Genomic DNA, 21,623 nt, shown 5'->3' on the forward strand with positions numbered 1-21,623 from the left:
CGCCTAGAGCTCCGTTTTGATGGAAGCAAGCAGATCGGCGTGCGTTTTGGCGTCCACTTCGCGGTGCAGGATTTTCGCAGCACCCGCCAAAGCCAGATCGGCCACATGCTGCCGTAATGTTTCCCTGGCGCGGAAAACTTCCTGCTCCACCTCTGCCTTCGCACCGACGAGAATACGACTGCCTTCGTCTCTTGCGACGTTCTTCGCTTCCTCGACAATCTCGGACGCGCGTTTTTCGGCCTGAGCAATGATGTCAGCCGCCCGCTGCTTGGCTTCTCTCACCACATCGGCGGAACGATGGCTTGCCAGCTCCAGCTCCTGCTTGCCACGCTCGCCTGCCGCCAGACCGTCGGCGATGGTTTTCTGCCGGTTTTCGATCGCACGCATCAACGGGGGCCAAACGAACTTGACCGTGAACCAGATAAATATGGCGAACGCCATTGCCTGAGAAAAAAGCGTGAAGTTGATATTCATGGCTAGTCTCTGATTATGGTACCGGTAGCGGGCATTATTACTTGATGACGGCCAGCAGCGGATTTCCGAATGCAAAGAGCATCGCCAGACCAACACCGATAATGAAGGATGCGTCGATCAATCCGAGTAACAGGAACACTTTGCCTTGCAGCGTCGGGATCATTTCCGGCTGGCGGGCGGCGCCCTCAAGGAAGCTGCTGCACATGATACCGATGCCGATACAGGCGCCTGCGGCGCCGAGACCGATCATCAGGCCGATACCAATGCCCGTGTAGGCCTGAATCATCGCCAAGTATTGCAAATTGTCCATCTCGTTTTCCTCTCGTCGTAGTGATAAATAATAGTTTTGTGATGGCAGATGGGGGTTAAATCAGTGCGACTCGTGCGCCATGGAAAGATAAACCACCGTCAGCATCATGAAAATGAACGCTTGCAGCGTAATGATTAAAATATGGAAAATGGCCCATCCCGCCCCCAACAGGGTACCGAACAGGGTCCCGGCCAAACCGGTGGCCGCCCACATGCCGATCAGCAGAAAAATAATCTCGCCGGCATAGATGTTTCCGTAAAGACGCAAGGAGTGTGAAAGCGGCTTGGAAACATACTCGACCACATTGAACAGAATATTGACCGGCCACAAGATGGGATTCTTGCCGAATGGGGTACACACCAGCTCATGTATCCAGCCACCCAGCCCTTTTACTTTTATATTGAAAAAAATCATCAGTAACCATACCGACAGCGCCAGCGCGAACGTGGTGTTGATGTCCGTGGTCGGCACGCTGCGCCAGTTATGCAAACCCAGCAGCTCGTAAACCGCGGCCATGATATCGATGGGCAAGAGGTCCATCGCGTTCATCATGAGCACCCACACGAACACGGTGAGGGCCGCAGGTGCGACGAACTTGTGACGGTCGCCATGGAAGGTGCTTTTGACTTGCTCATCGATGAATTCAATGGCCAGCTCGACAAATGCCTGGCGCTTGCCGGGAACGCCGGATGTCGCTCCCCGCACCACCCACCACAGGAAACCAAAGCTGATGATGCCGAGCAGTATCGACATCGCCAGTGTATCCACATGCAATGTCCAGAATGCGCCCTCGCCCACTGAACTGGTCAGGTTGGTGAGGTGATGCGACATGTAAGAAGTTGGAGTAAGCTCTGTGCCTGATGCCATTTTTATTGTCTATTCAAACTATTTAATCCCGGCAGCGCTTGTTTCATCCGTTACAAACAGCGCCATGCCAAAAATCAGCACCGTAACCGCGAACGTTCCGATAAAACCGACCGCGACCACATCCTCATAAAGTGTCAAAACCAGCCAGAGCAATATGATCATGGTAATGATCTTTATCGCCTCCGCTTTCAGCGCAGTTATCAGGACACCCCCCGCGGTGGCACCCTGGTAGTGCGAGATCACCGCCGCAAAGGCAGCGGCGGAAATTATACTGATCACACCGCCCAATAGCGCGGAAGCCGCGCCATGAAACCCCCACAGCAGACCAAGGGTCAGCACCATTGCCACGGTGACGATCATTTGCCAACGCATGACAATGCGCACCGGCTTGTTTCGTATCCAAGGCATATGTGGTGTCTGTCAGAAAACAGCGGCTTGGCGTGACGCTGGGCGGGTTGAAATTTTTTTCACAAGATCTGAATTTTTATTTCCCCAGCCGGCGCACCCTTTCGGGGTTCATCTTTTGGGCCAGCCGAACCAGCAAGATTCCGCTATTCGGCATTGACTGAATTTCAAAACACGCGGATTTTAATCTGCTTGCGCGCGCCAGTCAATGGAAAGTCTTCCCGGCATCTTGGAGAATGACTATGAAAGTTATTAAAAGCATCACACTACGCGCTGAATTGATGCGATTGGCGCAGATATCGGGGCAGATCCATTGCGCAGCAACATATCTCTGAAAACAGCCGTTTTTATAGCGTTTAACACGGAAGCCGCGAGAAATTGGAGGGAATAGGAGTGCTGGAGGGACTTAACTCCTTTTCACTCTTAAACCCGAATCCGGTAGCTGACCGCTCGCTTGATGGATCAGCGATATGGTTAATAACCATATCGTATTATTCGACTCTCACCTTCCGGCTCACCTTCCGGCTCACCTTCCGGGTATGGCCGCTACGGGATGAATTGCATGGTTTTTGCGGCCCATATGGCTGCGTTGCAACTTTTCCCGCATTCCAAAACCACACGATTCACCCGTTCAGTTACCGGATTAGGTTGAATACTTATGACGAGAATGTCGAAAATTTTTACATATATAAATGCCATCGGGCGGCATCGAGCCATAATAAGATGATTATCATGATTATTATATTGAGGTCCGATTATTGCTTCAGTTTAAAATTGCGGTTATTTTGCTTCGCTCAGACCCTTTGACAGAGATAGCAATGAAAATCATATATCCCTCGATTTTATCGACAGCACTGATCGCGAGCCTGAGCTTGCCGGTGCAAGCGAACACAATCAATGTGTTGTGGTATACCTATGCTGATCCGGCCTCGGAATACCGGCAGAAATTTTCGCAATTGGCCAGTATTGTGCATACACTTCCTCAAAGTGATGGGTCAGGCTGGAATCTGACGTACTGGGATGCCAGCAGCGCTGCGGCCCCGGATTTTTCCGCCTATAACGTACTGGTAGTCGAAAGCGGGGAATCCTTTAGGACCGGAGCGACGCCAGGCGGGCCGTTGGCAATACCAAATTACAGTGGCATCCTGAATAATAGAGCGGCAATAGAGGCTGTCCGGGGTGATCGAACCTTTATCACTGCCGCTGACTCCGACTTTCATGCGCTGCGCGGCGACACGGGAAATATTCCTGATAACCCGAGTGCCCCCGACGGGGGCGGAAAATGCGCGCCCGCGTTGACCGCATCCAGTTGTTGGGATGGCGCTTTGGGTCATTCGGTGAATGCGATCAATTGGGCGGGAAGCGGTCATGGCCTTGGAATAGTTTCGTTCCTGGATGGCGAGCACCCGGGATCTTTTTGGTGGACGAACGCAAATTCCTTCCTGCATGATGAACTTGCCGGACATGTGAATTATGCTGGTGCGGACCAGAACCCGATCATTAATCCCTTGCAGGCAGCCTACCCCTTCAATTCCGGACTTACTTCCCAAGGGCTTTCGGATTGGGATAATTCATTTCATGCGACTTTTCTGCCAATCGACGGCTATATACAAATTGTCGACTCAAGTCTGAGGCCGGGTTCCGCCGTGGCTATTGCCACATCCGTTGTCCCGGAACCGGAAATCTACGCTATGTTGCTGGGAGGTCTTGCCCTGATAGGGGCGATAATCCGTCGCAGAAAAGAATCCAGCACTTGACCCCAAATCCGGAATACCCGATTTTCATGCAGCGGATGTCAGTAGCTGGGTGACCCTCTGCATGTTGTTGCCGCAAGGCAGGGTAAAAGCGCGCTATTGTTGAAGTACGCAAAAGGTGCCCTGCTGCATCGAGAGGTCATCTATCTCATTACATTGTCCCCAGGGAGTCATTCAGGATGCCGGAATAATATATGACATCAAGATTTTTGCAGCTTGTATCATTGCCCATCTCTATCCGGCGCCCGATAGAACTCGACGAAGAAGCGAACTGGACCCAAAGGCTCCACATTATGCAGGACTTCCGGCACAACAATTCCAATCTTGTCCGGGAACAGCTCTGTTTCCACTCCGAGGGCCGGCACACGGTAACGTAACCTGCCCTCCTCCACATTTATCTTTGCCCATACACCGGTTTTTGTGGAATGATCTTTCCTCAGAGCGGCCGGTACCGATTCTTCGGTAAATTCGGATGTGCGTTTGTAGGCGATAAAATCGTCCGGAAGCTCAAATTTTTCGCATCGAACGCAATTGAGAGTCTTCCCCAACATGCTGTTGCGACCCTGCTCATCGGTTACCCACGGGCGGTTGATAAATGGCGGATTATGCCGCACATGCTGCGGATGGCCGCAACTGAGAATGGCTATCGGATCACCTTCACTATCCACTTCGAATCCTGTAATCGCTCGTTCCATAAATAATCAAAATAGCAAATCGTTAGAAAAATCCATTGTGTCGTATGATGGCTGAATTAAACGGTGTCGATGGACTTGAGCATATTTTGCGCCATGCGAAGCATGAAGCGTACCGGTTCCCGGTCCCATGGCGTAAATCGCGGCAGCTGATATAAATCCATATCCACTTTGGCTGCACCATGAGCGGTGGAAACAGCTGCGTCAAAACCGAGTTCCCTGACCATTCTCACATGATCCGCTAGATAATCGCGACCCGGTTTGCCGTTCGGATATGCAAAAAGCCGTACGGGAGCGCGAATTATACCCTCCAGCGTCTCTTTGCCATGAGCGATTTCGGCGCGGGCCGCGTCATTCTCCAAGCGGGCCAGGATAGGATGATTGACGGTATGCCCACCAATCTCCATCCCGGCGCCATGCAAAAGCCTGACTTGATCAGAAGTCATCATGAGATTTCCAGCGGGGATGACGGGAATAAGCGCACACATCTCCTCCACCCTGGACCGCCGCACTTCAAGCGGCAGATACTTGAGCGCATCCAGCACGCTATGAATGGCCTGTCGGCGTTGCGGGAGAGTTCCGGTCTCGAATTGCCCCAGGCCTATACTGGCAAGATCGAGGGTATCTCCAGGCGCGCGGCGGATTAATTCAATAACCGTGTCGTTCCACATCCGCCCGCCATCAAGGAAACCGGTCGACACAAAGAATGTCGCCGGAATACCGTGTTTTTGCAGGATCGGCAGGGCGATTTCCGCATTATCCGCGTAACCATCGTCAAATGTGATGCAGGCTGCGCGCGGCGGCAGTTTTCCTTCACGCAAGCCGTGCACCGCATCAAGAAGGGAAATTATTTTGAAGCAGCCTGCAAGCTGCTTCATTTGATGATCGAAATTTTCCGCATCACTCTCTCCGGGAAACAGCAGGTCCGGTCGAGGCAGTACGCGATGATAGATGAGTATCGTCAAGCGGCTGCTTGACCCGCCAGGAGAAAGCAGGTTCAGGAGCGCACGGCTCGGCAACAAGGTCCAGGGCGGCATGGGATTGACCGGCATTTCCACGTGGCGGGCTTCACGCACCGGCATACGCGCTATCCGGGCACGCCGCTGCCAAGCAAGCCATGAAATAACCCATTTCGATATGCATGCCGCTAGCCTGAGTCCCCGGCGATTCGTTGCGATTGTGATGGATTCAAGTTCCCGAGTTGACGTTGAGTGCCGGAACGTTTCTCAATGACCGCCAGCGCGGCCTTCTCCTTCAGCTCTTTCTCCACGAGAAGGCGGGTTGCCACCATAGCCGCCATCAGATAATAAGGCACATCAAAATAAAGCAGACTCAGGAATGCTCCACCGACAGCAAAACCTATTAGGCTCACCTGGATCATGGTCGCCAGATTATAGGCCCACATGTAGTCATCCCTTTTGGCGGTACTGCGGATGATCCATGAGCCTGTTCGCCAAGTCATGAAGCCAAGCAAGAGATATAACCCTAAACCCACAAATCCATGCTCACCGAGGGCCTGAAAATATATACTGTGGGCTGCATGTATATCAATAGGGTTGGGCGCGTAGCGGTAAAAAAGCTCAGGCATTGCGACCTCGAAGCCGCCGCCAGTCAAGGGCCGGTCCTTAGCCAAATTGTAGGCCATCCACCAGGCGTTGAAGCGGCCTTGAACCGACTCATCTTCTTCGTAGGTATTAATGGAATCCATTCTGAGTGACCACTGGTCAGGCATGAAAGCAAGCAGGGGGGGGATGGCCAAAACTGCCAAAAACCCAAGACCAGCCTTTTGTCGGCTTTTGAGCCAAAGGAACGCGCCCATGGCTGCAATCGCCAACAGGGCGCCTCGTGAATAGCTTCCGAGGGCGGCAACGGCGCAAAGCAGCATGGCGGCAGTCAGACCATGCCGCACCCACTTATTCGGTGAAATGATTTGCAAATAGTGCATCAGGGGAATGGTCATAATGAGCGCGAGGGCTATCTCATTGTTTCCTCCAATAAAAGTACCCTCCGGCCCCCAGACCATATCCACTCCCCCACTTTTTATTGTAAAGATTCCGCCTTTGACGCCATAATAGCCAAGCGAAACAACTATGACCAAAATGAGAAGCTGCACATGTTTTTTTGTCTTTATCAGCATTAGCGTAACAAAGGTCATCAGCATGATTTTTATCACTTTGTTCCACTGAATGTACGCATCATCCGGATATAAGGCAAAGATCGTCGTTACATTCATCCAGAGCACGAAAGCAATGAAAATCCAGGTGACCGGGGTCAGAGGCAATCCTTTCGATTCTTTGGTAAAAAACAGGCTTACAAAGGTGACGCCCGCGACGATTGCGGCAAACGGAAATGTGGCGGCAAACCCCCAGCCTTGCGTATGAGGGTTCATGACGCTAATCCACACCCACATCAATATGCCTATATAGGGTCTTTTTAAGATCAGGGGTAAGGAACCTAATACAATAAGGGTGACAAGAATATCTCTCATGATCTGATACGACGAATTGAGCTATTGAAGATTTATAGCGGTGGATATGCAGAGCTAACATAGAAGATTTTACTCTGGCAGATTACCATATCCAATGCCCCTATTAAATAATTGCTTATGAATGCCGTAAACCTCAGAAGTAAAACCTGATCTACTTTTCCCGCATTTAAACATAACCTGAATGAGCGCTACAAGAAGGTCGCTGATATTTTCATTTGCTGAAAAATATACCGTTCTGGCTCTAGGTATTGTTGGCACAATGATCATATCCCGTTTGCTGACGCCAGCCGAGATCGGTATTTTCTCGGTCGGCGCGGTATTAGTCGGCGTTGCGCATATCATCCGGGATTTTGGTGTCGGCCAATACGTAATTCAGGAAAAAGAGCTTACGATTCAAAAAATAAATGCAGCCTTTACTCTGACCCTTCTTATTGCGTGGTTTACGGCAGCTATACTTTTCCTCATTAGCGATCTAGCTGCCCAATTCTATAATGAACCTGATGTTAAGCCGGTAATATTGGCTCTGGCACTAAACTTCCTGCTGATTCCCTTCAGTTCGGTCACATTGCCTTATCTGCGGCGGCAAATGAAGTTCGGTGCGATATACTGGATAAACACCGCAAGCAGTTTGATCCATTTGCTGGTCTCAATAATATTGGCCCTCTTGGGATTTGGATTTATGAGTCTTGCTTGGGCCACTGTTGCCGGGACAGGAACAACACTATTGGTAAGCCTGTATTTTCGGCCGAAGGAATTGCCTTGGAAACCAAGGTTCTCGGGTATGAATAAGGTCATATCATTTGGCAGCTATGCAACGGGTAGCGGAATTGTGGATGAGATTGGTGTTGCCGCCCCAGATTTGATTATCGGAAAAATGATCAATATGGAGGGGGTTGGCATTTTCAGCAAGGCCCAAGGTGTGCTTGGAATTTTTAACAGGCTTATCACAAGTGCGATTTCCCCCGTTGTCTTCCCGTTGTATTCGGCTCGGGCTCGTGAAGGTCATAATTTGAGAGAAGCCTACCTAAAAACCATGAGCTACATAACAGCACTTTCGTGGCCTTTTCATGTCTTTCTCGCGCTGATGGCCTTTCCGATTGTCAGGATACTCTATGGGGATCAATGGGATGCCACAGTACCGCTCGTCAGGATCATGTGTCTCTCCGCCGCTGCCTACAGCATGTTCAGCTTAACTAAATATCTATTTGTCGCGATGGGCCATGTGAAAAAACAGGCGCATCTTGACATGATGTCAGTACCGGTAAGAATTCTCGGTCTACTCCTAGCGGCACCATTTGGACTTGATGCGATAGCTTGGGCTATCGTGCTGACTACATTTTTTAGATCCTTCCTGACTTATCGATATCTCGCAGCACTCACAGGCATGCGATTTCTCGAATTCCTTGGATCAGTTTCAAAGAGCTTTTTACTCACTTCTTTGACAGCGGTTGTACCGATAATTGTCATGATCACGATACCAATTGAGCCCGGCCATCTGCTGTTACCATTAGCCATTAGTACCGGAGGAGTTTTCATTGTTTGGATCTTAGGAATTTTCTTTCTCGACCATGAAATAAAGAACGAGTTCGAAAAGCTGATTTGGAAGATCAGGAATCCAAAAGCCAACAGTGGTGCTGCGAAGATTGATTAATTCTGCGGAAATGAGGATATAAATGCATGTTGGTTACTTATCCTATCCGATGCTATTTCAGCGTATTGGTGGCCTACAATCGCGCATTCGGGCAACGATGGAAGCGGTTAAACAATTAGGAGTCGATGTCGAGATAGTCGATACTGCACGAAGTCGGCTAAAGGATTACGACATTATCCATGTATTTGGATCCATGAACGGCAATCACCGCATTGTAGAAGCAGCAAGAGAGATGGACCTGCCAGTTATTCTATCCCCGCTTGTATCACCGGCGTGGGATCACGCCGCAGGCGTAAGAGCACGGTTAGCCGAAAGTATAGTAGGTAGATTGACCGACTGGAATGTGCAGACAACCTACGGGCACATTCGCCGGGGGTTGGATTTGGCTAACCTGGTTATAGCACTCGGCGAAGATGAGAAGAAGGCGATTATTTCCGGATTTTTGATTGAGCCGATGAAAATAAAGATCATTCCAAATGGTATCGGTGACCGATTTTTTGTGGCTGACGCCGAGTTCTTTCGTAGCGAGACCGGCATCGGCGGTGATTTCGTTCTTGTTGTAGGGTCGATCTCGCCTTACAAGAACCAGCTTGCAGTGGTGCGGGCACTCACGGATCCTCCGTTCCAAATCGTATTGATTGGTCCAGCTGGGAAGCAGGACCAGGATTATCTACAGGAGTTGCTACAAGACTCCCGTGTAAAATGGTTAGGGGCACTTGAACATGGCGACCCCCTGCTGGCAAGCGCTTTTGCTGCTGCGTCGGTGTTTGCACTGCCAAGCAAAGGTGAAGTATTTCCTAATGCAGTTCTGGAAGCGCTGGCGGGTGGCACCCCGGTAGTCATGACTTCGCAAAGTGCGCTATGCTTGCCCGAAAGCGAATTTGCTCTTAGAAAGGTACATTGGGACGATCAGACTCAGCTCAGGCGTGAAATTATCGATCTGAGCGAGCAACGGCCGCCGCGAGAAGCCGTGCGCAAACTTGTTCAGAGCTACAGGTGGGACCGTATTGCGCGTGAAATTGTTGACTGCTATGAAGCTTGTTATGCAAACGCCTGAGTCTGAAAATTACGCCGCCCTCTCGTCATCGTCGCAACATCTATGTGCGACCCCAATCCCGGCTGTGGTGGTGGGTTCAGATCTAAATGGCCTCGGTGTTTTGCGGAGTCTCGCAGCCGGACGGGTACTTACATATCTCGTTGGCACGCCTGATGGCATTGCCATGTATTCGCGCCATGGTTATAAGCATAGGGTTGAGAATACTGCGGGCGAACAGCTTCTTAAAGCACTGCACGCTATAAGGCGGAAATTTCCTTGCCGTCCGGTACTTTTTCTTACGGAAGAAAAATCCATTCAGACTGTGTCTGAGCGGCGCGAGGAAATTCTTCCTTATTACCGTATCCACTTGCTTGCCCCAGATAGGCTGGCCGCGCTTATGGACAAGACCACATTTCAGGCATTGGCTCAAGCACACGGGGGGCGAATACCCAAAGCCATAAGTATTTCTGCAGAAGACGATCTTCTAAGGCTCGACGAAGTGGATTATCCGTGCGTACTGAAGCCTGCTTATAAGCACTATGGCTATGGTGCGCAATTTCAAAAAGCTTATGTAGTCAATTCCAGGGACGAAGCAGCACGTCGTTGGCGAGAAATATCTCCCGTGATGCCAGACCTGATTTTACAGGAATGGATCGAGGGCAATGATAGCGATATTTACTTTTGTTTGCAGTATGTTGGAGAAAATGGTGATCCAGTTGTGAGTTTTGTCGGCCGCAAACTACGATCCTGGCCACCTCGTATCGGTGGCACCGCCAGTTGTATTGCCGCACCACAGTTCGAGCGAGAATTGACGGCAGCGACTACTGGTTTTTTTCGGTCGGTTGGCTTTGTGGGCATGGGCAGCATGGAGTTCAAGCGTAATGTGCATAATGGGGAATTCTACATTGTGGAGCCGACAGTATCACGAACCGACTTTCAGGAGGAAGTAGCGACTGTAAACGGTGTGAATATCCCGCTCGCCGCTTACTGCCACGAAGTGGGAGCACCTATTCCAGTCATAAATCATGCAAGCCCTCCCCGCCTGTGGCGAGAACCCGTGACAGACCGCTGGGCACGGGAATGTAGTACTGGCACACCGCCCGAGATTGGCATCCCGCACAAATCATGCAATGCATATTTCCGCATGGACGATCCTGCTCCTTGGTTGAAACTCATGCGTGAACGTATTTTTGCGAGGCTGAAACATCTGCTGCGACGCTAAGTTTGAAAGAGGAGAAAATTGGTGAAACATTGGGTTCAGTTGGCTCGCGACCAGCTTGGGGTTGGGCGTGGCGCTCCACAGGCAATTAACGCGCATTTGGAAGCTGCAGCGCAATGGATTTGCCGTGCGCAGGCGGCTACACCAGACGATGGCGTAGCGCACTCCTATGACATTCGCGCCAACAAATGGCTTGCGTCCTATCCGGAGACGACTGGATACATTATCCCTACGTTATATGATTACGCGCAACACTTCAATAAGCCTCAATATCGTGAGGCGGCACGCCGCATGGCGCAATGGGAAGTTGACGTACAACTCCCTGAGGGGGGTGTACGCGCTGGTACGATGGACGCACATGTGATTACACCCACGATCTTTAATACGGGTCAGGTGTTATTTGGTCTTGCGCGAGCAGCGAAGGAAACGAACGACGACCGCTTCTTGAAGGCTCTCAAGCGCGCGGCCGACTGGTTGGTCAAAGTGCAGGACGAAGATGGGTGTTGGCGGCAATTTCAATCTCCTTTCACAACTACTAGTGTAGCTGCGTACAATACTCGCACCGCATTCGGTTTGTCGCGGGCGTTTGAGGTTATCCCAGACGAACGTTATCTGCTCGCAGCTGACCGTAATATCGCATGGGCACTTTCCACAGCAGGCGAAAACGACTGGTTTCCAGGAAATTGCCTTACTCGAAATTCGGATGATAGCGCGTTAACTCACACCATTGCTTATTCAATTCGCGGTCTGTTGGAAGTCGGTGTAGTGCTTGAAAAATCTCAGTATCTGGAACACGCGCTAAGAATGGCAAAGGCCGTAGCACTGGCGCAACGCGAAGACGGCTCACTTCCCGGATATTTAACCCCGGATTGGCAAGGGAAAACGAGCTGGACGTGCGTAACGGGAAATTCACAAATGGCAATTAACTGGTTTCGCCTCGCGCGAGAAACGGGTGAATCCTTGCTTGTCCAACATGCGATCGCCGCTAACCGCCATAACATGGGACTCCAAGACTTGAGTACAGATAATGTAAATATATATGGCGCTATCAAAGGCTCGCATCCCATCAATGGTGGCTATATGACCTGGCGTTTCCCTAACTGGGCAGCGAAGTTCTTTATGGATGCGCTCATGCTGGAAGCACTTGGTGAATCGGTGGAAAATATTGGATAGGTTGGGATTCTGGAGTAAATACCGCAGCCTACCGTGTAATTGACGACACGCCCCATGTTTTACAGCCTGTTTGACAATAACAACTAATCTTATATAAGCAATAGGCAAACGTGTTATTCAACTCCTTTGCTTTCATATTTGGTTATCTGCCAGTCGTCGTTGCGGTTTACTTCTGGCTAGGCCGCCACAACCCCACGTGGGCGGCAGGATGGCTTGCTCTGGCCTCCTTAGTTTTTTACGGGTATTGGGATTACCGGTACATTCCTCTGCTTCTCGCCTCCATCGGGTTCAATTACTGGGTCGGTCTATGTATTGTTCAAGCCGTTAAGCCTGCTCGGAAGTACTGGCTTGTCTTTGCGGTGACAATCAATCTGCTCCTGCTTGCCTATTTCAAATACGCTAATTTTTTCCTTCATACAATCAATACCTTTGGCGTTACGGATTTCCAGCCACTGGATATTATTTTGCCAATTGGTATTTCATTTTATACATTTACCCAGATCGCTTTCCTTGTTGATACCTATCAGGGAAAGGTAAATGAATATCGATTTATTCATTACCTTCTATTTGTTACTTACTTTCCGCATCTTATTGCCGGACCAGTCCTGCATCACAAAGAAATGATGCCCCAATTTGCCGATAGGAAGAATTACTATCCAACAGGAGAAAACATCACTATAGGGCTATCTATTTTTGTTATTGGGTTAGCAAAAAAAATATTAATTGCGGACAATATTGCGCCCTTGGCTAATCCGGTTTTTTCTCCGGATGCTCATCCACAACTTATTGAAGCATGGATCGGTGCCCTGGCCTATACGTTCCAACTCTACTTCGATTTTTCGGCTTACTCGGATATGGCCATTGGCTTGTCCCGTTTATTTGGGGTCAGGCTTCCCCTCAACTTCAACTCACCGTACAAAGCGGCGAACATCAGTGAATTCTGGCGAAGATGGCATATGACGTTATCGCGTTTTCTTCGTGACTATTTATATATCCCACTAGGTGGAAGTCGCATTGGTTCCTTCAACCGCTATCGTAATCTGATGGCCACCATGCTATTGGGCGGACTCTGGCATGGGGCTGGATGGACTTTTGTCATCTGGGGTGGCTTGCATGGGCTTTATCTTGTTATCAACCATGTTTGGCAGTTCATCGCATCCAAAACCGAAATAAGAACAGGTGTACTCTGGGCGATAGGCAGCCGCTTAATTACGTTTCTGGCGGTATTAGTGGCGTGGGTGTTTTTCCGAGCACCAGATATGCGGACAGCCATCGATATTCTTGGCGCGCTGGTAGGGTTGAACGGTATTTCGCTACCCCGCGGTTTTGAGCTCTATGCGAGCTGGTTCCAAGACTTGCCCGTCGTCCCATCGTTCAATGGAATTCAATGGATTGATTTTGGTGGAATTGGTATACCTGTTCTATTGAGTGCCATGTTGATAGCATGGTTTGCACCCAATACGCAGGAGATCTTTTACCGATACGATCCATGCCTTGAGAAAGTACCTCTACCGAATTCGACTATTAGCAGATACATCCCCTGGTCCCCCTCAAGAATCTGGAGCATGGTATTTGCACTAGCTTTTGTTGCATGCGTCCTTCATATGAATCGCATTACGGAATTTCTATATTTTCAGTTTTGATTTTTCATGAACTCGGACACTACTATTTATCCTGTGCCACATGCTCAATTTCGCGCATATGTGAGGATATTTTGTTTCCTCTCTGCTTCATTATTAATCTTAATTCTAAGCCTTAATTATCTTGTGGATCCTTACCTGATCCATCAATGGGATTCTCCACTGGTTCAACGCTTACGACCACCAGTGGAGAAGCTTAGTCCCTGGGGTAAAACTTACGCAGTCGCAAAATATAAACCATCGGTTGTGTATCTAGGAAATTCAAGAACCGAGCTTGGACTACCTACCAGCCTAAGTATATTTTCTGGGAAAAGAGTGTTCAACACCGCCATATCAGGTGCAACTATAGGAGATGCGATTGCCATGGCAAAGCACGCAACCACAGTCAATCGTCTTGATACAGTCGTGTGGGGTATTGATTACCCTTCTTTTTCTCTTGCTGTCGGCAGTACAGATCTGGACAGAGAACTTGTGGCGAATACAGGGAATTACTTCTTTCATCGTGCATTGATGGACGTCAAACGCTCATTAGCAGAAGATATGACGAAAGACTCACTTAAAGTGTTACTGGGTTACTTCGGTTCGGTATGCCGCTCGAGTTTAGCCTTCCACGGCCGGCGTGACGATGCCTGTATGGTTACCATTCTTCAGGATCGGGGAGGAACGGCAAAGGCGTCGGAAGCGGAGATTAAATCGTTCAGTCAGAATACCCCATCTGCCCAGGCTGCAATGATGACATTCAATTTAGCCCTCAAGGAAATGTGCGATGCGGGGACAAAGATTCGCCTTTACATCAATCCTACGCATGCGTCGATGTTGGATGCCATTTTCTGGGCAGGCAACTGGGATCTGATGGAAGCGTGGCAACGCTCCTTGGTCAGGATGGTGGACCTGAACCTGCAGTCAGGGTGTGACATTCGCCTATTTGACTTTTCCGGGTTTAACAGCATTACAACAGAAGCACTTCCACAAGTAAGTGGCCAGAAGGAAATGAAGAACTATTGGGAGACATCCCATTATCGTTCCCATATCGGCACCATGGTTCTAAAAAGAATGTTTGTTACCAATAACAATTCCTTGCCGAGTGACTTTGGCATCGAGCTGAATTCAGAAATGTTACCTGCGTATCAGGAGCAAATCCGGCACGACCGTGATCAATACCATATCAATCACCCGCTCGAAACCCAACTTGTAAAGCAATTAACATCAAACAGCACCTAGAAAGGTTATCTGTCGCCTGTCTACAAAATTGAAAATGACCAATGTCACCTATCTTCGTGTCTGAAATTACTTGGCAAGTATTTCCCGAATGCTGAATGCACACTCGAAGACAAATTTTTAAGCCTGCACTATCCATCCATAGAAAGATTTGAAAAACACCTTTTTATTAACCCGGCGCAACCCTGCTTATCACATAGCGGAACTTCCCTGATTTTTCTGCCGGAATTTCCGTTACTTCCTCAATAGCTATCTTAACGCCTTGTCCGAGTCGGGCCTTGAACCCCAACTCGATTTTCTCAACAAGTTCTGGGTTGAGCCCACCCTCAGAAACCGCTAGCACGCGAGTAAAATCCCGGCTTTCCTGGATTATTTTAAAAGCCAGAATCTGCGGCAATTCGCGCAGGACATAAATCAGGGCCAGGCCGTGCATGACGGTGCCATTCTGGGCCACCAGAAAATCGGTACTGCGGCCCTGGATTTCCTTAAGTAGGGGAAGGCCTCGTCCACAAGTGCAGGGTTTACTATCCAGCACACCGATGTCCCCGGTACGATAACGGATGAAAGGGAAGTCACGGGTGGCAAGATGGGTCACAACGATCTCCCCCACCTCGCCATAAGGTACAGGCACGCCCTGTTGATCCACGATCTCGACAATAATGTCTTCGGCGGTGATGTGCATTCCACTGTGGGGGCATTCATGCGCGATAAAACCCGCATCGCGGCCGCCATAGCCATTCGCCACCGGGCAGCCGAAAACTTTGCCAATCTGTTGTCGCTGCTCATCGTAGAGCCGCTCCGACGTAACAAATGCAACGCGGATGCCCAGGTCATCCATGCGCCGCCTTCTTGTCTCGGCATGGCGGGCGATATGAGAGAGCGCGGAGGGATAACCAAAGAGCATTCTTGGTCGAACGCTTCGAATCTCATCCAGGAATTGATCAAGTTTTTGCTCCGATATTTCGAAGGCAGGAAGCAGTTTTGTCCTGAGCAGCCGATCGCGCAGGGCGCGCATGCTATCCTGCGCACCGAGTTCGATGGGTGAACCCCAGATCACGATCTCCGGATCGCCGATATCCACTCCCCACCAGCGCGTGGCGCGCCATTTCGCCGCGACGTCGTGACTCACACGTTCCTTGCCGATATAAAAGATCAGCGGATTGCCGCTGGAGCCGCCCGTATTGAAGCTCGCAAGGTACCGGGCATTATCCGATTTGAGCGCCTCGATATTGTGGCGAATGGTGGTTTTATCGAGAAGGGGCAGACGCGTGAGATCAGACAGCAAATGGACATCCCGCGCTTTGAAGCCAATCTCCGCGAAGCATTCACGGTAGTAGGGAACGTGTGCCTCGACGTGCACAAGCAGCCGACACAGGCTGGAAAGTTGTAGCTCTTTCAGGCGCTTGTCGTCCCACCATTGAGAGATTTCCATCTGCTTGCGCACTGCCACGCTGTCGTGTTTCTTGAAATGCTCTTGGAGGGGAAAAAATAGCCCTGAGATCAGTGACGTGTATAAATCCATAGGGAGTCGATTTCCGTTAGTGGCTTGTTTGTTTTTTTGCCAGCACCTGTTCGTAAACAGCCAGCAACCGGTCACGCACTTTCGGCCACGTATACTGCTGTACCGACGCTATGCCCGCCTCGCTGATTTGCCTGGCTTTAGCTGGTTCATTGAGCAGCGTAAGTATCGCACCGGCCATCGCTGCCGGATCATTTACAGGCACCAGCAGAGCGGTTTTTCCATGCTCCACCAAGTATGGCACGCCCCCTACATCCGTGCTGACAACCGGGACACCACTGGCCAGTGCCTCCAGCACCGAAATAGGCATATTATCGGCCAGGCTGGGATTAACCATGATATCGGCACGACGGTAAAGATCGGCCATGCCTTCATTGTCCACCCGGCCCGTAAAAGAAACAGCCTCGGTCATGCCGAGCCCGGCCGCAAGTTTCTCAAGTGCCTGCCGCTCCGGCCCTATGCCCGCAATGGTAAGCATCGCGCCGGGAAATGTTTGTTTGATAATGCTGAAGGCACGCAACACCGTACCATTGTCGTAAATTGGCTCCAGATTGCGGGTAACGATGATATGCGGGTTATTTGTCTTCCAGGGAGATGCCACACCAGTTTCAGCCGAAAAACGGCTGAGATCGATAATATTGGGTACGATTGAGGTCGAGAAACCACGCTTCCCAAACACAGCTTCAAGAAAACCCGAAGGAACGATGATTGCGTCTGTCTGGCGCAGACTGGGCTTGATCCAGGCAAAGGATTTGTCAAAGAAAGCATCCGCTTCGCCCCCCCGATAATTTACGACGACCGGTATCCCCCTGATTCTGGCTATCCAGATTGCGGGAGCGGCGAAGAGGTGCCATGACCACCCTGAATTCGCCATCACATGGAATAACCGCACATGGGCTGCGGATTGCCATAGGTGAGCCAGATAGGGTATAAGCCGGAATACCGCCCTTATCCCCTTGAGTCCGCCAATCCAATGGGGACGATAAGGACGGTTAACCTGAACCAGTTCCACTGTGGCACCTTCTGCACGCAGCAATTTTGCCAATTGCAGCGTTTGATTCGCCATTCCGCCGGAAGGCGGAGGCAAGGGTCCAACCAACCCGATGCGCATACCCGATGCCATCACTCTGGAATACCTTTGCGAATGAGTGGACCGTAAACGTTTTGATAACGGGCGACGCTGCCCCGCCAGGTTCGCTGGGTTTCCACAAAATTCCGTGCTGCGTCCCGAAGACCGGGCCACAGGTCCGGTCTGGCGAGAAGATTCAAAACCTTGGCCGCTAAGGCATGAGGGACTCCTGCCTCGAAAAGGACACCGGTTTTCCCGTCTTCGATGAGTTCCAGATGGCCCCCGACATCCGAAGCCACAACCAAGCGGCCTTGTGCCATGGCTTCAAGCGGCTTGAGCGGTGTGACAAGATCGGTAAGCCGCATCCGAAGCCGCGGGTAGACGAGTACATTGATCAGATCGTAATAGCGCTGCACCTGATCATGAGGAACACGGCCAGCAAAGATTATCTTGTCTTCCAGGCCCAGTTGCATGGCAAGCGCCTTCAATTCCTGCTCCTGGGGACCGCCTCCAACCAGTAGGATGCGAATGTCCGGATTGCTGAGAAGCATCTCCGGAAGGGCTCTCAGCAGGATACTCAAGCCTTCATATGCATAGAAAGAACCGATGAAACCAAGCAGCAGCTTGCCATCGAGGCCGAGGTCTTTGGCGAGTTGCAGATCAGGCGAGGCATTGACACTAAAATTTTCTATATTTACGGCGTTGGGTATGACGGTAACCTTTTCCGGCGCGATACCCCGCCCGAGGATGTCGTTCCGCAAACCTTCGCAGATAGTGGTGACCGCATCGACATGCCGCAATGCGTAACTCTCCAATCCACGGGTAAGGCGATACCGAATACCCCATTCACTACTGGTGCCATGGTCCACCGCGGCATCTTCCCAGAATGCCCTGATTTCATAAACGACTGGAATACCCAGTCGCCGGCCCGCCCGCAAAGCGGGTAAGGCATTCAGGACTGGAGAGTGAGCGTGCAGAATATCCGGCTTGACGATTTCCGCTACCTCATTCAATCGATGGGTCAGACGATCAATGACGGCGGTCTGATTCAGGACAGGCAGTTTGGACATCAAGCCGATCGCGGGTGGAGTGCGATAAAAATGCCATCCATCAACACACTCTTCAAGCAACCCGCAATTTCCCTGCTTCGGCCCCGTCAGATGAAAGGTTTCCCATCCCAGCGCCCACTGTTCCTTGAGAATCGACAAGGTGCGGAAAGTATAGCCGCTATGCAACGGAAGGGAATGATCGAGTATATGAAGAATTCGCATTAATATCAGTCAATTCGTCAGCAAGCCGCCGGTTCAGAAAGGATGTCACACCCAGGCCGCTGTCTGGCACATATTGGTCTGGAGAAAATTTTAAGCAGGGCTTGAGCCTCGGCGCTTCGATTTATGTTCAGACCATCAACCACCGTTTTATGCCTGGCGATCTTGTGATTCAAATTGACCGGCCAATTCCGGGGAAGTCCTGGAAGCGAATTCCTTCAACATGACGGCTGCCCAGGCAGCATACATGATGACCCATGGCATGGCAGGAAAATGGAATCTCGCCTGCCCGGAAAAAACCACCGATATCAGTGTCAGATAAATCATCAAGCAATATCCAAAGAACACCCAAGGCCGGGCTACACTACGGCCATTTTTTACCAAAAGAACCAGCGCAACAAGAGAACCGGCAAGCAACAAGCCGTAAAAAATCTGATTTATCCATCTGACTGAACGAAAAATTGACTGATACTTCTGGTAGTGCTGATAGCCCGCCTGATAAGCCCATTCAGCTTCCCCATTTTTAGCCCAGAGATGCCATATCTTCAATGGAACCAGTTCGGCAAACCTGCCAGGGTTTTCCCTGATCCATGCAAGCGCCAGCTCTTTTGCCCGCCGATCCGCTCCCACTTGATCTTGTACGGAAAAATTGCGCTGAACCACGAGGGGATCATTCTCCACATAGCTTCCATCGGCAGTGGGATTATTTCCGGTCAAAAGCGTCGCGCCACCATTGGTCGAGATAAGTACGACTTCGCCAAAGACCTGAGTATTTCGTACTGCCCATGGCACGAGTACCGCTGCCATTATCACGTAGATGGCAAAGCCCTTAACAATATCCTCATGCAGATTAGTTTCACTTTTGGGGCCAAAAATACGAAAGAGCACTAAAAGACCGGGCAAAAATACAATCTGCGGCTTGGTTAGCGCAGCCAGCCCAAAGATCAAGCCCGAAACGAGAATCCAAATCCATCCACGCCGGGCGATATAGAGGTATACGGCGAAAAGCAGCAAAAATGTAAAGTAAATCTCCGTTAATAAGAAGGAAGTATAGGCGATATTGTTCGGATATATTGTAAGCAGGAGAACTCCCAGGCGTGCAGCGGCTTCGCTACGGAAAATCCGACGGGTCAACTCCAGTTGCAAAAAAAAAGTACCCGCCGCCATCAGTAAATTGGCCATCTGTCCAACGAACTGATCTTGGCCGAAGAGATAAAAAAGAATACCCAGAAATCCGGGATAACCGACGGGCCAGTATGCGGTAGGATAGCCATCTTCCGAGTAGCCCCCGCCACTCGCGATACTCAGGCCCCGGCCAAGGAACCAGCTCGAATCAGAATCCATTTCCACCGGCAGGAAAAAAATCGGTACTGCACGCAATACAATGAAAAACAGGAAGCAAACCGGTACGAAATAATGCGAGTCGAGTATCCGGAACGAAGAAGCCGCCGTCACCCCACGCCCCTGCATATGGCTAATCTTTGGGGTCCGGAGCATGCTTGAATGTCCAATAGGAATTCAGGAAATAATTAATGAACATCGCGGGTGCAATGCCGACAAGCTGGTGAATCTCTGGGGGTGTCGCGGGAAACAGCATCGACAGCAACACGAACGTCGAATAACTCACCGCCAGGGATACGAGAGATACCATGTTGAATTTCAGACCCTTGATACGCACATGGTCGGCGGATTTCCGCCAGCGAAAGGTCCAGTAGTTGTTTAACAGGAAATTCGTGATGATCGACGCTTCGATCGAAATGGGTGACGCAAGATACTTATTAACGTTCGCCTGAAGGAGCAAGGTGAACACGCCAAGATTCACCACGACTCCGGACGATCCCACAATGGCAAACTTGATGAATGTTTTCGAGCTATGCAATCGGATCCACCAGGCATTCAGGATAAACTCGATGATGTCCGAGATTCCAAGCTTGGATTCCCCTTCGGTCCGGTCAATAAAATCCACCGGAACTTCTTTGATAGTCGCGCCCAGAGACACAGCCTTATGAAGCAACGCCACCTGAAAGGCGTAACCCTGGACACGGAGATCATCAAATACGATTTTCCTTAACAGTGATGTCTTGATAGCCCGGAATCCCGCAGTGCAATCGTGAATTTTGTATAGGCCCGCAACATAACGGCCAACGATATTTCCCCCCAGTGAATTCATGCGGCGCAGCAGCCCCCATTCCTTTGGGATCGATCCGCCTTTCACATAGCGGCTTCCGATTACAAAATCGGCTCCCTGGTCCAGAGCGGCCATCAGCCGGGGGACATCTTCCGGCTTGTGCGAAAAATCGGCATCCATTTCGAACACAGCATCGGCGTGTAGCTTATCCATGGCATGGCTCATGCCACGGATATAAGCGGCACCAAGCCCGGCCTTCTGCCCCATCAGCAAATGGACATTGGCATTTGAACCACCAGCCTGTTTCTGCCGTACGATATCCGCGGTGCCATCGGGTGAGCTATCATCCACCACAAGAATGTGCATGTCGTGCGACATATGTCGAAACTGCGCTTGTAACGCATCGATGATATGGCCAATATTGTCTCGCTCGTTATACGTCGGCAAAATCATTACTACTTTCAGATTCGCCATAGGATCTGCGCCATAAAAGTCAATTTATCAGGTTGTGGGTTAAGATCAGAACTGCGGCAATTAACGGTAATTGGTATAGAGCAAGGTTTCCAAAGTACCCCAAAATTCCCAACGCGGATTTGAACCGGACGTTTGCGTGGCCTGGGTCAAGGATTCCCCAGCCTTTGTACTTTGGCCTGGGTAACTCTGGAAAACCAGCACAACTGAATAAATGTGAACCGATGATACTGCGGATTGC

At 50.4% G+C, this 21,623-nt stretch carries 19 protein-coding genes; 7 read left to right on the forward strand and 12 right to left on the reverse strand.

Annotation, left to right across the window (positions count from 1 at the left end; all coding sequences use genetic code 11):
* Positions 1-3 precede the first annotated feature (3 nt).
* Genes EBAPG3_RS01210 through EBAPG3_RS01225 form a run of 4 tightly spaced genes read right to left on the reverse strand, consistent with a single transcriptional unit; the run spans position 4 to position 2,059 of the window.
* Positions 4-474 carry a F0F1 ATP synthase subunit B gene (locus tag EBAPG3_RS01210; RefSeq protein ID WP_004180854.1) on the reverse strand — a complete coding sequence of 157 codons (471 nt, stop codon included), beginning with the start codon at positions 472-474 and terminating at the stop codon, positions 4-6.
* 37 nt (positions 475-511) lie between these two features.
* Positions 512-784 carry a F0F1 ATP synthase subunit C gene (gene atpE / locus EBAPG3_RS01215; RefSeq protein ID WP_004180856.1) on the reverse strand — a complete coding sequence of 91 codons (273 nt, stop codon included), beginning with the start codon at positions 782-784 and terminating at the stop codon, positions 512-514.
* A 60-nt stretch (positions 785-844) separates the two neighbouring features.
* Positions 845-1,651, reverse strand: coding sequence for a F0F1 ATP synthase subunit A (gene atpB / locus EBAPG3_RS01220; protein WP_004180858.1), 807 nt, complete (start codon positions 1,649-1,651; stop codon positions 845-847).
* Between the two features lie 18 nt (positions 1,652-1,669).
* Positions 1,670-2,059 carry an ATP synthase subunit I gene (locus EBAPG3_RS01225; protein ID WP_040853157.1) on the reverse strand — a complete coding sequence of 130 codons (390 nt, stop codon included), beginning with the start codon at positions 2,057-2,059 and terminating at the stop codon, positions 1,670-1,672.
* Between the two features lie 815 nt (positions 2,060-2,874).
* Between EBAPG3_RS01225 and EBAPG3_RS01230 the strand changes: the two genes are divergently transcribed.
* The gene (locus tag EBAPG3_RS01230; protein ID WP_004180866.1) at positions 2,875-3,813 is read left to right on the forward strand and encodes a PEP-CTERM sorting domain-containing protein; all 939 of its coding nucleotides are present in this window, start codon (positions 2,875-2,877) and stop codon (positions 3,811-3,813) included.
* Positions 3,814-4,031: 218 nt separating this feature from the next.
* Here EBAPG3_RS01230 and EBAPG3_RS01235 read toward each other — a convergent pair whose 3' ends face one another.
* From EBAPG3_RS01235 to EBAPG3_RS01245, 3 genes are all read right to left on the reverse strand, one after another.
* Positions 4,032-4,505: a DUF3565 domain-containing protein gene (locus EBAPG3_RS01235; protein ID WP_004180867.1), complete on the reverse strand. Its 474-nt coding sequence runs from the start codon at positions 4,503-4,505 to the stop codon at positions 4,032-4,034.
* Between the two features lie 56 nt (positions 4,506-4,561).
* The gene (locus EBAPG3_RS01240; protein WP_004180869.1) at positions 4,562-5,584 is read right to left on the reverse strand and encodes a polysaccharide deacetylase family protein; all 1,023 of its coding nucleotides are present in this window, start codon (positions 5,582-5,584) and stop codon (positions 4,562-4,564) included.
* Between the two features lie 65 nt (positions 5,585-5,649).
* Entirely contained in the window at positions 5,650-6,990 is a 1,341-nt protein-coding gene (locus tag EBAPG3_RS01245; RefSeq protein ID WP_040853158.1) for a putative O-glycosylation ligase, exosortase A system-associated, read from the reverse strand.
* Between the two features lie 181 nt (positions 6,991-7,171).
* On the opposite strand from EBAPG3_RS01245, the gene EBAPG3_RS01250 reads away from it, so the two are divergent.
* The 6 genes from EBAPG3_RS01250 to EBAPG3_RS01275 all read left to right on the forward strand — a co-directional run bounded on the left by EBAPG3_RS01250 (position 7,172) and on the right by EBAPG3_RS01275 (position 14,930).
* Positions 7,172-8,641 (forward strand): lipopolysaccharide biosynthesis protein, encoded by a 1,470-nt coding sequence (locus tag EBAPG3_RS01250; protein WP_004180873.1) that lies wholly within the window; start codon positions 7,172-7,174, stop codon positions 8,639-8,641.
* Positions 8,642-8,663: 22 nt separating this feature from the next.
* Positions 8,664-9,698 carry a glycosyltransferase family 4 protein gene (locus EBAPG3_RS01255; RefSeq protein ID WP_004180874.1) on the forward strand — a complete coding sequence of 345 codons (1,035 nt, stop codon included), beginning with the start codon at positions 8,664-8,666 and terminating at the stop codon, positions 9,696-9,698.
* Complete coding sequence (locus EBAPG3_RS01260) at positions 9,649-10,899, forward strand: carboxylate--amine ligase (RefSeq protein ID WP_151898839.1); 1,251 nt, start codon at positions 9,649-9,651, stop codon at positions 10,897-10,899. The genes EBAPG3_RS01255 and EBAPG3_RS01260 overlap by 50 nt, the downstream gene beginning before the upstream one ends.
* A 21-nt stretch (positions 10,900-10,920) precedes the next feature.
* Positions 10,921-12,069 carry an ulvan lysase-like protein gene (locus EBAPG3_RS01265; protein WP_004180878.1) on the forward strand — a complete coding sequence of 383 codons (1,149 nt, stop codon included), beginning with the start codon at positions 10,921-10,923 and terminating at the stop codon, positions 12,067-12,069.
* A 110-nt stretch (positions 12,070-12,179) separates the two neighbouring features.
* The gene (locus tag EBAPG3_RS01270) at positions 12,180-13,712 is read left to right on the forward strand and encodes an MBOAT family O-acyltransferase (protein ID WP_040853159.1); all 1,533 of its coding nucleotides are present in this window, start codon (positions 12,180-12,182) and stop codon (positions 13,710-13,712) included.
* 360 nt (positions 13,713-14,072) lie between these two features.
* On the forward strand, positions 14,073-14,930 hold the full coding sequence (locus tag EBAPG3_RS01275) for a hypothetical protein (RefSeq protein ID WP_227869253.1): 858 nt from the start codon (positions 14,073-14,075) through the stop codon (positions 14,928-14,930).
* A gap of 166 nt (positions 14,931-15,096) precedes the next feature.
* Here the strand turns inward: EBAPG3_RS01275 and EBAPG3_RS01280 are convergent, their stop codons facing one another.
* From EBAPG3_RS01280 to EBAPG3_RS01300, 5 genes are all read right to left on the reverse strand, one after another.
* Complete coding sequence (locus tag EBAPG3_RS01280) at positions 15,097-16,449, reverse strand: phenylacetate--CoA ligase family protein (protein WP_004180882.1); 1,353 nt, start codon at positions 16,447-16,449, stop codon at positions 15,097-15,099.
* Positions 16,450-16,465: 16 nt separating this feature from the next.
* Complete coding sequence (locus tag EBAPG3_RS01285) at positions 16,466-17,569, reverse strand: glycosyltransferase family 4 protein (protein WP_004180883.1); 1,104 nt, start codon at positions 17,567-17,569, stop codon at positions 16,466-16,468.
* Complete coding sequence (locus tag EBAPG3_RS01290; RefSeq protein ID WP_004180885.1) at positions 17,569-18,786, reverse strand: TIGR04063 family PEP-CTERM/XrtA system glycosyltransferase; 1,218 nt, start codon at positions 18,784-18,786, stop codon at positions 17,569-17,571. The genes EBAPG3_RS01285 and EBAPG3_RS01290 overlap by 1 nt, the downstream gene beginning before the upstream one ends.
* A gap of 147 nt (positions 18,787-18,933) precedes the next feature.
* A complete protein-coding gene (locus EBAPG3_RS01295) occupies positions 18,934-20,280 on the reverse strand; it encodes an ArnT family glycosyltransferase (protein ID WP_151898840.1) in 1,347 nt (448 codons plus the stop codon).
* Complete coding sequence (locus tag EBAPG3_RS01300) at positions 20,258-21,385, reverse strand: glycosyltransferase family 2 protein (protein ID WP_004180888.1); 1,128 nt, start codon at positions 21,383-21,385, stop codon at positions 20,258-20,260. The genes EBAPG3_RS01295 and EBAPG3_RS01300 overlap by 23 nt, the downstream gene beginning before the upstream one ends.
* Positions 21,386-21,623 lie beyond the last annotated feature (238 nt).

The sequence above is a fragment of the Nitrosospira lacus genome, assembly GCF_000355765.4.
Taxonomy (GTDB): Bacteria; Pseudomonadota; Gammaproteobacteria; order Burkholderiales; family Nitrosomonadaceae; genus Nitrosospira; species Nitrosospira lacus.

What these genes read in the sequence shown, in the direction of transcription:
- EBAPG3_RS01275 (WP_227869253.1), top strand. Translation starts at nt 14,073, where the DNA reads ATGGCAAAGCACGCAACCACAGTCAATCGTCTTGATACAGTCGTGTGG.
- EBAPG3_RS01255 (WP_004180874.1), top strand. Translation starts at nt 8,664, where the DNA reads ATGCATGTTGGTTACTTATCCTATCCGATGCTATTTCAGCGTATTGGT.
- atpB (WP_004180858.1), bottom strand. Translation starts at nt 1,651, where the DNA reads ATGGCATCAGGCACAGAGCTTACTCCAACTTCTTACATGTCGCATCAC.
- EBAPG3_RS01235 (WP_004180867.1), bottom strand. Translation starts at nt 4,505, where the DNA reads ATGGAACGAGCGATTACAGGATTCGAAGTGGATAGTGAAGGTGATCCG.
- EBAPG3_RS01250 (WP_004180873.1), top strand. Translation starts at nt 7,172, where the DNA reads ATGAGCGCTACAAGAAGGTCGCTGATATTTTCATTTGCTGAAAAATAT.
- EBAPG3_RS01295 (WP_151898840.1), bottom strand. Translation starts at nt 20,280, where the DNA reads ATGCTCCGGACCCCAAAGATTAGCCATATGCAGGGGCGTGGGGTGACG.
- EBAPG3_RS01300 (WP_004180888.1), bottom strand. Translation starts at nt 21,385, where the DNA reads ATGGCGAATCTGAAAGTAGTAATGATTTTGCCGACGTATAACGAGCGA.
- EBAPG3_RS01225 (WP_040853157.1), bottom strand. Translation starts at nt 2,059, where the DNA reads ATGCCTTGGATACGAAACAAGCCGGTGCGCATTGTCATGCGTTGGCAA.
- EBAPG3_RS01240 (WP_004180869.1), bottom strand. Translation starts at nt 5,584, where the DNA reads ATGCCGGTGCGTGAAGCCCGCCACGTGGAAATGCCGGTCAATCCCATG.
- EBAPG3_RS01230 (WP_004180866.1), top strand. Translation starts at nt 2,875, where the DNA reads ATGAAAATCATATATCCCTCGATTTTATCGACAGCACTGATCGCGAGC.
- EBAPG3_RS01245 (WP_040853158.1), bottom strand. Translation starts at nt 6,990, where the DNA reads ATGAGAGATATTCTTGTCACCCTTATTGTATTAGGTTCCTTACCCCTG.
- EBAPG3_RS01280 (WP_004180882.1), bottom strand. Translation starts at nt 16,449, where the DNA reads ATGGATTTATACACGTCACTGATCTCAGGGCTATTTTTTCCCCTCCAA.
- EBAPG3_RS01290 (WP_004180885.1), bottom strand. Translation starts at nt 18,786, where the DNA reads ATGCGAATTCTTCATATACTCGATCATTCCCTTCCGTTGCATAGCGGC.
- EBAPG3_RS01285 (WP_004180883.1), bottom strand. Translation starts at nt 17,569, where the DNA reads ATGGCATCGGGTATGCGCATCGGGTTGGTTGGACCCTTGCCTCCGCCT.
- atpE (WP_004180856.1), bottom strand. Translation starts at nt 784, where the DNA reads ATGGACAATTTGCAATACTTGGCGATGATTCAGGCCTACACGGGCATT.
- EBAPG3_RS01210 (WP_004180854.1), bottom strand. Translation starts at nt 474, where the DNA reads ATGAATATCAACTTCACGCTTTTTTCTCAGGCAATGGCGTTCGCCATA.